Annotated in this window: 10 protein-coding genes and 1 pseudogene; 9 read left to right on the top strand and 2 right to left on the bottom strand. The window is 31.7% G+C overall.

Annotation, left to right across the window (positions count from 1 at the left end):
* Positions 1 to 10 precede the first annotated feature (10 nt).
* The 4 genes and pseudogenes from V9L05_RS23405 to V9L05_RS23390 all read left to right on the top strand — a co-directional run bounded on the left by V9L05_RS23405 (position 11) and on the right by V9L05_RS23390 (position 6,055).
* Positions 11 to 979: a hypothetical protein gene (locus tag V9L05_RS23405; RefSeq protein ID WP_338815533.1), complete on the top strand. Its 969-nt coding sequence runs from the start codon at positions 11 to 13 to the stop codon at positions 977 to 979.
* A 36-nt stretch (positions 980 to 1,015) separates the two neighbouring features.
* A pseudogene (locus tag V9L05_RS23400) lies at positions 1,016 to 2,203 on the top strand (type ISP restriction/modification enzyme).
* A gap of 343 nt (positions 2,204 to 2,546) precedes the next feature.
* A complete protein-coding gene (locus V9L05_RS23395) occupies positions 2,547 to 3,212 on the top strand; it encodes a WbqC family protein (RefSeq protein WP_338815532.1) in 666 nt (221 codons plus the stop codon).
* 308 nt (positions 3,213 to 3,520) lie between these two features.
* A complete protein-coding gene (locus tag V9L05_RS23390; protein ID WP_338791110.1) occupies positions 3,521 to 6,055 on the top strand; it encodes an ATP-dependent Clp protease ATP-binding subunit in 2,535 nt (844 codons plus the stop codon).
* An 89-nt stretch (positions 6,056 to 6,144) separates the two neighbouring features.
* Here V9L05_RS23390 and V9L05_RS23385 read toward each other — a convergent pair whose 3' ends face one another.
* Positions 6,145 to 7,065, bottom strand: coding sequence for a hypothetical protein (locus V9L05_RS23385; protein WP_338815531.1), 921 nt, complete (start codon positions 7,063 to 7,065; stop codon positions 6,145 to 6,147).
* A 106-nt stretch (positions 7,066 to 7,171) separates the two neighbouring features.
* Here V9L05_RS23385 and V9L05_RS23380 point away from each other — a divergent pair, with 106 nt between their 5' ends.
* Positions 7,172 to 7,570: a group III truncated hemoglobin gene (locus V9L05_RS23380; protein ID WP_338815530.1), complete on the top strand. Its 399-nt coding sequence runs from the start codon at positions 7,172 to 7,174 to the stop codon at positions 7,568 to 7,570.
* Positions 7,571 to 7,633: 63 nt separating this feature from the next.
* Positions 7,634 to 8,098, top strand: a complete 465-nt coding sequence (locus tag V9L05_RS23375; RefSeq protein WP_338815529.1) for a nucleoside 2-deoxyribosyltransferase domain-containing protein — start codon at positions 7,634 to 7,636, stop codon at positions 8,096 to 8,098.
* Positions 8,099 to 8,451: 353 nt separating this feature from the next.
* Here the strand turns inward: V9L05_RS23375 and V9L05_RS23370 are convergent, their stop codons facing one another.
* Positions 8,452 to 9,282, bottom strand: coding sequence for a Sir2 family NAD-dependent protein deacetylase (locus tag V9L05_RS23370; RefSeq protein ID WP_338815528.1), 831 nt, complete (start codon positions 9,280 to 9,282; stop codon positions 8,452 to 8,454).
* A gap of 452 nt (positions 9,283 to 9,734) precedes the next feature.
* On the opposite strand from V9L05_RS23370, the gene V9L05_RS23365 reads away from it, so the two are divergent.
* The 3 genes from V9L05_RS23365 to argC are packed head-to-tail and all read left to right on the top strand — an operon-like array spanning position 9,735 to position 12,754.
* Complete coding sequence (locus V9L05_RS23365) at positions 9,735 to 10,430, top strand: GNAT family N-acetyltransferase (protein ID WP_338815527.1); 696 nt, start codon at positions 9,735 to 9,737, stop codon at positions 10,428 to 10,430.
* 19 nt (positions 10,431 to 10,449) lie between these two features.
* Positions 10,450 to 11,712, top strand: coding sequence for an argininosuccinate synthase domain-containing protein (locus tag V9L05_RS23360; protein WP_338815813.1), 1,263 nt, complete (start codon positions 10,450 to 10,452; stop codon positions 11,710 to 11,712).
* Positions 11,702 to 12,754 (top strand): N-acetyl-gamma-glutamyl-phosphate reductase, encoded by a 1,053-nt coding sequence (argC, locus tag V9L05_RS23355; protein ID WP_338815526.1) that lies wholly within the window; start codon positions 11,702 to 11,704, stop codon positions 12,752 to 12,754. The genes V9L05_RS23360 and argC overlap by 11 nt, the downstream gene beginning before the upstream one ends.
* Positions 12,755 to 12,848 lie beyond the last annotated feature (94 nt).

Raw genomic sequence — 12,848 nt, 5'->3', positions numbered from 1 at the left:
TAATCTAAAAATGACTTTAGAAGAATATATCAGTAAAATCAATCAGCGTTTTCAGTTAGGAAATGCTACCGAACATACTTTTAGAGGGGATTTACAGACACTTTTAGAAAGTATTGTTCCAAAGGTATCAGCTACCAATGAACCCAAACGCATTGCTTGTGGTGCGCCTGACTATGTTCTAACTAAAAATGATATTCCTGTCGGATTTATTGAAGCAAAAGATATTGGAGATAGAGATTTAGAAGGAAAAAAGAAAACTGATTTTAAGCCTACAAAAGAGCAGCGTTTTAGAGTATTTCTGACAAATTCACTAGAAGAAGGAACCACAGAACTAGAAACAAGTTTTGCAGGTTGGCTCAGTACAGAAGCTAATGAAGCCAATAAAATCAAAAAAGATACGCCTGTAATGGTTGTTTTGGGTAATCCTCCGTATGCCGTTAGTAGCACAAATAAAAGTGATTGGATTCAAAACCTTATTGCAGACTACAAAAAGAATTTAAAAGAGAAAAATATTCAACCTCTTTCTGATGATTATATCAAATTTATTCGTTTTGGACAACATTTTATAGACAAAAATAAAAGTGGTGTTTTGGCTTTTATCACTAATAATAGCTTTTTAGATGGAATTATTCATCGTCAGATGAGAAAACATTTATTAGAAAGTTTTGATGAAATCTATGTTTTAGACTTGCATGGAAATTCAAAAAAGAAAGAAACTTTAGCAGACGGAACTCCAGACCAAAATGTATTTGATATTATGCAAGGCGTTTCGATAAACATTTTTGTAAAAACAGGAGAAAAACAAAAGAATGAATTAGCTAAAATTTTTCACTTTGATTTAATGGGGAATAGAGAACTAAAATTTGATTTTTTAGAACAAAACAGCCTTAAATCTATAAAATGGAAAACTTTAAAAACACTTTCTCCTAATTATTTTTTTGTACCTAAAGATTTTGAAGGAATAAAAATATATAGTTAGGGATTTAAAATTAATGATTTGTTTTCTATTCACGGAATGGGAATCACAACAGCAAATGACTCTGAATTGATAGAGTTTGATAAAGAAGAATTAAAAAAACGTTTTGAAATCAATAACATTGAAAAAATACTTTACCGTTTATTTGATGTGAGGTATATAAATTATGATTTGAATAAGGTAGAAAGAGGTAGAGAAAGTTTGATGACAAATTTTATAGATGTTTCTAATTTAGGGTTACTAAGTTTGAAAGGAATACGTAATAATCTGACAAGTAAATTTTTTATTACAAATCTTATTACTGATAAATCTGCTGTTTCTACTTTAGACAATGGCTACCTTTTTCCTCTTTACATTTATCCGAATCGCAAACGTTTACATCGTCCCTCAACATTAGAGAAAAAAGAAGAACTAAAAATTCGTTTGCAACAAGCAAAATATCATTATAACCAAGTGAAAAATTTCTTTAATAAAAAGGTTCTTCCATTCTATAATTCTATTGATGCAGATGAAAATAATGCTATTTTTTTTGAAGAACATCGGAGTTCGTATGAAGAAGCAAAAGCAACTGTTGAGCAAATTCAAAGTCAATTAGAAGAAACAAAACCTCAAATACTTTCTTTAGGATTAGGTTCTGACAGAATTCCCAATCTCAAAAAGGAAATAGTAGCTCAAATCGCTCAAAAATTAGGTTTAGTATTTACAGATGAAAAGATACAAAAGAAAGGAACATTTGCGCCTATTGATATTTTGGATTATATCTATGCTGTTCTTCATTCGCCAAATTATAGAGAAAAATACAAGGAGTTTTTGAAAATAGATTTTCCTAGAGTTCCGTATCCTAGTGATGAAAAAATGTTTTGGAAATTGGTTGATTTGGGTAGTTAGATAAGACAGATTCATTTATTGGAAAGTGATGTAGTAGATAATTTTATTACTTCTTATCCAGTAGAAGGACAAAATGAAGTAGAACAACGCCCAAAATTTAATCTTGATAAAAAGACACAATTAGGAAAAGTCTATATCAATGAAACTCAATATTTTGACAATGTTCCTGCTACGGCTTGGGAGTTTTACATTGGAGGTTATCAACCTGCCCAAAAGTGGCTCAAAGATAGAAGAGATAGAAAATTGACTTTTGAAGACATCAATCACTATCAAAAAATCATTGTTGCTTTATCTGAAACAGATAGACTAATGAAGGAGATTGATAAAATCCTAGATTAATTTTTATAAAAAATTCCTCTATTTATTGAATTTAAATAGGGATTTTTCAATACAGGAATTTTGTTTATTAGAGAGTAAAATTGGTGGTGGTGTTCGACAAAGTATGATTTTCGTTAAAGTATTTCAGAGTTACTAACTTATAAATAATAAAAGTAAAAGCTGTTGGTGATGTTTTAGCGTAGCGACAACAACAACAAAATAACTTATTATACTTTTTCACAACACCGTCAAATATTTTTTTGAGTGTAGTATAAAGTTTTGCTTGCTACAAGTCAGCTAAGAAGGAGTGATTTTTTATTCGTAATTTTACTTTTTAAATGCACAAAACTCATTCTATAACTCAATGATAAAAACTCTAATAGAACTTCATTATCTACCTAGCTTAGATTATTGGAAAACACTTTTAAAAGCTGATACAGTAATTTTAGAAGCTAACGAAAATTTTAATAAACAAAGCTATCGTAACCGTGCCTATATTTTGGGCGCAAATGGAAGATTAGCTCTAACTGTTCCTGTACAGAAAGGAAGTCAGAAAACACTGATTACAGAAGTAAAGATTGATTATTCGACAGATTGGAATCGTCAGCACTGGCAAAGTATAAAATCTGCGTATGGTAAAAGTCCTTTTTTTATTCATTACGCTGATTTTTTAGAACCATTATATGAAAATCCTCCAGCTTTTTTATGGGAATTTAATTACAAACTTCTGACTATCTGTCAGAAACTCCTCCGTATTTCCATTCCACTTGAAAAAACAGAAAGTTTTGAAAAACAACCTAGTAACAAAATTTTAGATAAGCGAAATATAATTTCGCCAAAAAAACCTGCCATTTTTACACATCAAGAATATTATCAAACATTTGGCAATAAGTTTGAAAATAATGAACAAGAAAGTAATAGTTCTACTACTGAAAACAAATCAAGTAACTCTACTTTTGAAAACAATTTGAGTATCTTGGATTTATTATTCAATGAAGGAACAAATGCTACTTCAATTATAAATGGTTAGCTATAAATCATTAATTACTAATTAAATAAAGAAAGGATTAGATTCAAACTAAATCTAAGATAATCAGTAAGTTAATTCTATTAAAAATTTGGAATTTTATCATTGAAGTTTCTTAGATAGCCATATAACTAAACATTTTATAGCTTTAAGCCGTTCAAACTTGTAAATAAGAGATATTTTTTGCTTATTTATAAAAGTAAGAAATAAATTAGCTAAAGTTTTTTATTTAATTATTTAGATAAAACAATATTTGGCAAATCAGACAACAATCAAGATATAATTTTACTAAATCAATATACAACCTGCTTATGGAAGCCAAATTTTCAGACAGAGTCAAAGAAGTAATTTCTCTAGCTAGAGAAGAGGCTTTGAGGCTTGGACATGATTATATAGGCACAGAACATCTATTGCTCGGTATGATACGAGAAGGAGAAGGAAGTGCCATCAATATTTTAAAGAAACTCGGTGTTACGATTGAAGAATTAAAAGCTGAAATCGAACGCCATTCACAAGGTACAGCCACGTATAATGTTCGCAATCTTGCCAATATTCCCCTTACTCGTCAAGCTGAAAAAGTCTTGAAAATCACCTATTTAGAAGCAAAAATTTTTAAAGCTGATTTAATCGGAACAGAACATTTGCTTTTATCTATTTTGAGAGATGAGGATAGTATTGCTACTCATATTTTAGAAAAATTTAATATTACCTACGAAGTAGTAAAAGAAATGCTCCAATATCACACAGACAAACCCATCACTTCGGCTGCCGAAGATGATGATGATGAAGGACGTATTTTTGGTGGTGGAAGAGAACCGTCTGGTACAGGTGGAACTCAAGGAAAAGCAACCGAAAAATCACGTACTCCCGTTTTAGACAACTTTGGTAGAGACCTTACAAAACTTGCTGAAGATGACAAACTAGACCCAATCATTGGGCGTGAAAAAGAAATTGAGCGTGTAGCTCAAATTCTTTCTCGTCGTAAGAAAAACAATCCTATTTTGATAGGTGAACCAGGGGTTGGTAAAACTGCCATTGCCGAAGGTTTAGCCCTTCGAATCGTTCAACGCAAAGTTTCTCGTATTTTATTTGGTAAGCGTGTTGTTACGCTTGACCTTGCCTCACTTGTTGCAGGCACAAAATATCGTGGTCAGTTTGAAGAACGTATGAAAGCTGTTATGAGTGAATTAGAAAAAAATAGAGATATTATTCTTTTCATTGATGAACTTCATACTATTGTTGGCGCAGGTGGCGCATCGGGTTCGCTTGATGCTTCGAATATGTTCAAACCTGCTTTGGCTCGTGGCGAAATACAATGTATTGGTGCAACAACTTTAGACGAATACCGTCAGTATATTGAGAAAGATGGCGCATTAGCTCGTCGTTTTCAAATGGTTATGATTGAGCCTACTGATGTAGAAGAAACCGTACAAATTTTGAATAATATCAAAGACAAGTACGAATCTCATCACCACGTAAAATATGATGACGAGGCTATTAAGGCGTGTGTAACACTTTCAGAACGTTATATTACAGACCGTTTCTTGCCTGATAAAGCGATTGATGTTTTGGATGAAGCTGGCGCAAGAGTGCATATTAATAATATTCACGTTCCAGAAGAAATTACGAAACTAGAAGCTGATATCGAAGACGTAAAAGTAGAAAAAAATCAAGTTGTCAAAAGCCAAAAATATGAAGAGGCTGCACAACTTAGAGATAAAGAAAAACGCCTAATTGAAAAATTAGAACGTGCAAAATACAAGTGGGAACACGAAACACGCAAAATGACCTATCCAGTTACAGAAGATAACATCGGAGAAGTAATTGCGATGATGACAGGAATTCCAGTAAAACGTATTACGCAAAGCGAAGGACAGAAAATTTTGGGAATGAAAGAAGCCTTGACAGGAAAGGTTATCGGACAAGACCAAGCTGTTGTCAAACTTACAAAAGCTATTCAGCGTACTCGTGTAGGCTTAAAAGACCCAAATAAACCAATCGGTTCGTTTGTTTTCTTAGGACCAACAGGTGTAGGTAAAACGGAACTTGCAAAAGTATTGGCTACTTATCTTTTCGACCGTCCAGATGCGCTTATCCGTATCGATATGAGTGAGTATATGGAGAAATTCTCTATCTCTCGTTTGGTAGGTGCGCCTCCAGGATATGTTGGTTATGAAGAAGGTGGACAGCTTACTGAAAAAGTTCGTCGTAAGCCTTATAGTGTTATTTTGCTTGATGAAATTGAGAAAGCACACCCAGATGTTTTCAATATTTTATTACAAGTTTTGGATGATGGAATCTTGACTGATGGATTAGGTCGTAGAGTAGATTTCAGAAATACTATCATTATCATGACTTCAAATATTGGAGTTCGTCAGCTTAAAGATTTTGGTGCAGGTGTAGGTTTTTCTACACAAGCCAAACAAGAAGTAGGCGACGAAGTAATGAAAGATACAATCCAAAAAGCACTCAAAAAAGCATTCTCTCCAGAGTTTTTGAATCGTTTGGATGATGTAATTGTCTTTAATTCTCTTGAAAGAGAACATATTCACAAAATTATTGATATTTCTTTGGGTAAATTATTCCATCGTATCAAACTTTTGGGTTATGAAGTTGAGCTTACAGAAGCTGCAAAAGACTTTTTATCAGAAAAAGGATTTGATAAACAGTATGGAGCAAGACCACTCAACCGAGCTATCCAAAAATATTTGGAAGACCCAGTTGCAGAGGAGCTTTTGAAAGGCGAAGTACAAGAAGGCGATACGTTAATGGCAGACCACAAAGAAGGCGAGCCAGAACTGACTGTCAAAATTAAAAAGCAAAAAACAAAGAAAACAGAGGAATAAGTAAAATTTGAACTCTCGTTTTATATACCTAGAAAATCCCTTTTCAATTTATTTTGAAAAGGGATTTTTTTGTGTTTTGATAAAATTTATTATTGATTTGGGATTTCTGTTTTGATGAGTTTTCCGTTTTTCCAAGTTTCTATTTTTGTTACTTTTCCTTCTTGATTACAATGATATTGTTTTCCGTCATACTCTCCATCTTTCATTTCTGCTTGCCATTCAACATTTCCATTTTCATAGTAATCTATAAATGTTCCATTCTCTAGCCCATTCTTAAATTCTTCTTTCATTTTAACAAATCCATTCTTCCAGTATTCAAACCATTTCCCATCTTCATCTCCATTTTTTTCTTTAGATGTGTATTTTAGTTCTCCTGTTTCATAATACTCTATAGTTTCTATTATTTTTATTTTGATAACTGTACTATCCTTTTCTGTACTGGGTTCATATTCTGTACTATATTTAATTATACTTTCTACATTTTCATTTTCATAATAACAAGTTTTTATAGTATTCTCTATACTATTAAAAGTGTTACATTTTAACTTTCCAGAATAGTAATATTCAAGTTGTAAGCCTATTCTCTTTCCACAAATGTACTTTTCATCTGCCTTTACTTGTCCATTTTCATAATAATATTTCCATTGCCCATTTCTATTTCCGTCTAAAATTTTTATTAATTTATTGTTTTTATAAAAGTTTCCTGTATTACAGTATGCAAACCCTAAAACTTCAATTCTAATCGTATTTGTCTCAAAAACACAATCCTTAAAACTTCCTTGTGCTTCTATTTGTCCATTTTCATAATAAGAAATAAAAGTGCTATCGTATCGATTATTTTTGACAAAACCTTCTACTTTTAATTTCCCACTTTCATAATATTCTTTTATTGGAACTGGTTGTTCCTGATTTTTGGTAGTGTCTTGATTTTCTTTTTTGCTTTGAGCAAAGGAATTTTGTGAGTAGAAAAGCAGTAAAAATGAAAGTGAAGTAAGTAGATATTTTCTCATAAAATTGGAATAAATTAGGTTAGATTAATAAACAATGACATTCATTATTTTTAATCACGTTAATTTTATAGAAATTGCTGCAAAGTAACTAATCAATTAAAAACCTATGAAACACATAAAAGAAGAATCTAAACAGGATATCCAGAACGAAAAAGATATAAAACTACTTGTCGATACTTTTTATGATAAAGTAAATCAAAATATGATTTTGTCGCCTATTTTTAATGATTTTGCTGGTGTACATTGGGAAACTCATTTGCCAAGTATGTATCGTTTTTGGAATGGAATTTTGTTTGGAGAAGGAGGTTATAAAGGGAATCCATTTGAAAAACATATTTCTCTTCCTATTGATGCAACCCATTTTGAAAACTGGCTTGCTTTATTTAAAGAAACTGTTGATGAGCTTTTTGAGGGAAATAAAGCTGAAGAAGCCAAACAAAGAGCGTCAATTATTGCCTATACTTTTCAGTCAAAACTGGAATATATGAATGGAAAAAAAAGTTAGAGCAAATGCTTCCATTCTGCATAACCTAAAATATTTCATACAACTCTATTTTTTTTAACACCTATGAATGTAATCTATCCACCTCAAAAAATCAAACTCTCTCAAAATCAAAAAAGTATTTTCTTAGCAGGAAGTATAGACATGGGAAATGCTATTGATTGGCAACAAGACGTTATTTCTTCTCTCAAAGAAAATCAAAATCTTTGTTTTTTTAATCCACGCAGAAAAGACTGGGATAGTTCTTGGGAACAAACTATTGAAAATACTCATTTCAATGAACAAGTAACTTGGGAATTAGATGCTTTAGAACTAGCTGATTTGATTGTTTTTTATTTTGCACCTACTTCAAAAGCTCCTATTAGTTTGTTAGAATTAGGACTTTTTGCTAGAAATAATAATATAATTGTTTGTTGTCCGATAGGTTATTGGCGAAAAGGAAATGTAGATATTGTTTGTCAGCGATTTGGAGTGAAACAAGTAGAAAATCTAGAAGAATTAATAAAAGAAATTCAAGCTGTATTAGGTTAAATTAAAAAAGACTTAAACCTCTTTAGGTCTAAGTCTTTTTCATTTTCCTTAAATGAAGGGATTATTTTTTATCCTTTTTAGGAGCTGCTTTCTCAGTTTTTTTAGCTGGTACAGGCTTAGAAGGTGTTTGTTTGCCTTTTTCAGTTTTCGGAGTGCTTGGTTTATTAGCCATAATAATGAAATGAATTTAAAATAACAGATAAAAATGTGCCTACTCTATGAGCTTTTCGGCTACTGCTCCTCTATTTTTCATCATACAGGTTGATGTGATTTGCAAATCTGATATAATAACGACCACAATGAAAATAAGTTTTTATTTTCATTAAAATAATTGAAAAATTTTACTGTTTTTTTTATTCCCCTTCTACGAATAAGTCAATTTCATTCAAAGCCTTTAAAGCACCTGTATCAATTCCAATATGAGGAGCTTTTATCTTGAAATCTTTTGGGTTAATACGTACAATTTTTGCATCATAATTAGTTTTCAAAAAGCGTGTTTTCATTCTGACAGCTTGTACATGAGGTCCTGAACCAATCTCAAAAACAACTATATTTTTTCCTTTGTTTTTATCTAAGAATTTTTGGAAATTTTCTTCTTGTGTTTTTGTACGAGTATTTACAAATGTATCATCTCTAAACATATAGACATTTGGGCGAGCCATAACTTTCGAATGAGGACACATCGGAAAACGATTATCATAAGTTCCTAATTGAATTTGCTTTCCTGTCAATTCATTTTTCCAAATTTTATCAGAGAGTTTGGTATCACTGCTTTGAAAATAAGCCAACGAACCATGTAATTCTCTAATTTTTTCTTCCTCAAAACCTGCTTTCTGAAAGTGAGAATCAATATTTGAAGTAATGACAAAATAATCTAAATCAAATCTTTGAATCCATTTTTTCAAAATATAAAAGCCTTGATGTGGCTGCGTATTTTCGTATTCTTCCATTCGTTTCCCAAACAAATCCCAACTATAAGAAGGATTTTCTAAAAATGCAGCAGGATTAACGGTTTCAAAAACTGTTTTTTCGGTTTCAGTTTCTACTTTTCCCCATTGTCCTCCCTCTTTTCCACGATAATCTGCCAATCCAGAATCTACGCCCATTCCTGCACCTGCTGTAATGACGATGGCATTAGCTTCTTTGAGCCAATTTGTGATAGTTTGTAAGGTTTGTTTTTCCATTTGATTAAAGATTTTTTTTAGTTGAATCAATTTTAATAGTACGATTATTTTTTATTAATTGTTTTTATCAGGTGAATCTGAAGGGATAATACTTCTATATTCATAAAATATCAAAAATATAATCTATATTTCTTGCATAAATTTTGATTTCACAAAAAAACACTGTAACCTTGTCTTATCAATGACAAAAAACTATTGCACATATTATCCTTCACAAGAGCAAATCTCAATCAGCTCTACTAGCGTAAAACGTTCACGACGTTTTCGCCTTGGTGCGTCTATATAGTTTTGACAGAACTACGTGTTTTGTCGTTCCCTCGTCCGTATTATCGTATTTATAAAATCTCATTCATTTTCTTTCTCTTTTTATTTCAATAAGAATACAGTTTTGTTATACCCATTTTTTTGTTGGGTAGTTTAGCATACTCTCTATTCTATATTCTTTCTATTTTATGGTATCAATAGTAGTTGCTGATGCAAGCCATCAGCAGTATGGTTCTTTGCTATGTCAAATGATTGAGGAAGCAGCCAAAGCCCGAGGAACAGGAATTGCCAAACGTGACCCAATTTATATTCAGCAAAAAATGCAAGAAGGAAAAGCAATTATAGCTTTTGACAATCAAACAGGGCAAGAAACAGACAAAAAAGTAGTTGGTTTCTGTTATATCGAAACGTGGCAAGACCAAAAATATGTTGTCAATTCGGGTTTGATTGTTCATCCAGATTATCGAAAAACAGGTTTAGCCAAATCTATCAAAAAGGCAATTTTTGAACTCTCTAAGAAAAAATATCCTGATGCAAAACTATTTGGAATTACGACAAGTCTAGCTGTCATGAAAATCAATTCTGATTTAGGCTACAAACCTGTTACTTTTTCCGAACTCACACAAGATGACGCATTTTGGAAAGGCTGTCAAAGTTGTGTCAATTACGATATTTTGCAACGCAATGAACGAAAATTATGCCTCTGTACAGGTATGATGTGCGATTTGGCTACTTACAAAGCTCCTTCAAAACCTGAAGAAAAACGACAAAAATGGGAAAATTTTGTCCGTTTTCTCAAACTTCGCAGCCTTCGTCTACAACTCAAAATCAGCATATTTCCACGACTTAAAGATGTAATCTATCATGAAAACAAATCAAAATAACCTCAAATCTCCTAAAAAAATGTCTCAAAATAAATCAATCAGCTCTAATAAAGTCCTTTTAGCATTTAGTGGAGGCTTAGATACTTCTTATTGTATCAAATATTTAATTCACGAAAAAAATCTTGAAGTACATACAGCAATCGTAAATACAGGAGGTTTTTCAGAAGAAGAACTTCAAGCTATCGAACAAAAAGCTATCGATTTAGGCTCGTTTCATCACACAACTTTAGAAGTAACCAAACAATATTATGACAAAATTATTAAGTATTTAATCTTTGGAAACGTACTTCGGAATAATACCTATCCATTGTCAGTAAGTGCAGAAAGAACCTATCAAGCCATTGCATTAGCAAACTATGCGACCAAAATAGAAGCCGATTATATTGCACACGGAAGCACAGGCGCAGGAAACGACCAAGTGCGTTTTGATTTAGTTTTTCAATTAATTGCTCCTCAAATAGAAATTTTGACACCGATTAGAGAGCAAAAACTTTCAAGAGAACAAGAAGTGGCTTATCTAAAATCGCATGGCGTTGAATTAGATTGGGAAAAAGCAAAATATTCTATCAATAAAGGACTTTGGGGAACAAGCGTAGGAGGTGCAGAAACGCTCACTTCTCACAAATCACTTCCAGAAGAAGCCTACCCAAGTCAGCTTGTAAATAATGGAAATGAAACAGTTACTTTAGAATTCGAAAACGGAGAAATTTGTGGTATCAATAATAAAAAAATGAACCCTGTAAAAGTCATTCAAACACTAGAAGATATAGCAAATAAATATGCAATCGGAAGAGATACGCACGTAGGAGATACGATTATTGGAATAAAAGGAAGAGTTGGTTTTGAGGCAGCAGCAGCAAGTATTATCATAAAAGCACATCATACTTTAGAAAAACACACGCTTTCAAAATGGCAAATGTATTGGAAAGAACAGCTAAGTAATTGGTACGGAATGTTTATCCACGAATCGCAATATTTTGAGCCAGTTATGCGAAATATCGAAACATTTTTAGAGGATTCTCAAAAGAATGTTATAGGAAAAGTATTTGTTGAGTTAGCTCCTTATCGTTTTGTAATTGAAGGAATTGAGTCAGATTTTGATTTGATGAAATCGGATTTTGGAGAGTATGGAGAAATGAACAAAAATTGGTCTGGAGATGATGTGAAAGGATTTACAAAAATTCTAGGAAATTCGCTTCAAATTTTTAACCAAGTACAAAATAAGGTTCAAACCAAAGCTCAAAATAAAGCACAGCAAAAACAACAACAAAATGGAAAATAAAACAATCAAGAAAATTAAAGTCGGAATTGTTGGAGGAAGTGGGTATGTAGCTGGCGAACTTTTGCGTTGTCTTATCAATCATCCACATACAGAAATTGATTTTATATATAGTCATTCTCATTCTGACAAAAAAATCAGCGAAATTCATACAGATTTATTTCACTCTGATTTAGTTTTTTCTCAAAAAGTAAATCCTCAAATTGATATTGTCTTTTTGTGTTTGGGATATGAAAATTCTACTCGTTTTTTGTTAGAAAATCAGTTTTTAGAAGACACTAAAATTATAGATTTGAGTAATGATTTTAGATTGAATAAAGACAAAATTCTTAAAGTAAAAACTATAAAAGACGAAGAAAAAGATTTGGAAAAAAATGAGGAAAAAGAATTAGAATTTGTTTATGGTTTGCCTGAAATTTATTCTCAAAAAATAAAAGAAAGTAACTATATCGCTAATCCTGGATGTTTTGCAACAGCGATTGAATTAGGAACTTTGCCTTTAACAAAACATTTTCCAACTATAAAAGAATGGCATGTTCATGCGCTGACAGGTTCAACAGGTGCAGGACAATCACTTTTAGACACTACTCATTTTAGTTGGAGAAATGAGAATGTTTCTATTTACAAACCTTTTTCTCATCAACATTTGGGGGAAATTGAGCAAAGTTTGAAAGATATATCTCAAAATTTTAAAGGAACAATTAATTTTATTCCACTAAGAGGAAATTTTACAAGAGGAATTTTTGCAAGTATGTATGTTACTTTAGATGAAAATACGTCTGAAAAAGAAATTATTTCTATCTATCAAAATTTCTACAAAAATGCTCCTTTTGTCAAAATTAGTGAAAAGCCCATTGATTTGAAGCAGGTTGTAAATACAAATTATTGTCTTTTACATATTCAAAAAATTGATAATAAAATTCTTATTACTTCTTGTATCGATAATCTATTGAAAGGTGCAGCAGGACAAGCCATTGAAAATATGAATTTACAATTTGATTTTCCTCAAAAAACGGGACTTGCTTTCAAGGCTAATTACTTTTAAAACATTTTTATCCCTTCCCTCAACGACGCTTTTAAGCTCGTTGACGGTTAAAATAGTAAAAATAAACCGTCGTTGAGGCTTTGCTGTCAACGAG

The sequence above is a fragment of the Bernardetia sp. Wsw4-3y2 genome (assembly GCF_037126295.1).
Taxonomy (GTDB): domain Bacteria; phylum Bacteroidota; class Bacteroidia; order Cytophagales; family Bernardetiaceae; genus Bernardetia.
This window is presented reverse-complemented; position numbering and strand designations above follow the sequence as displayed.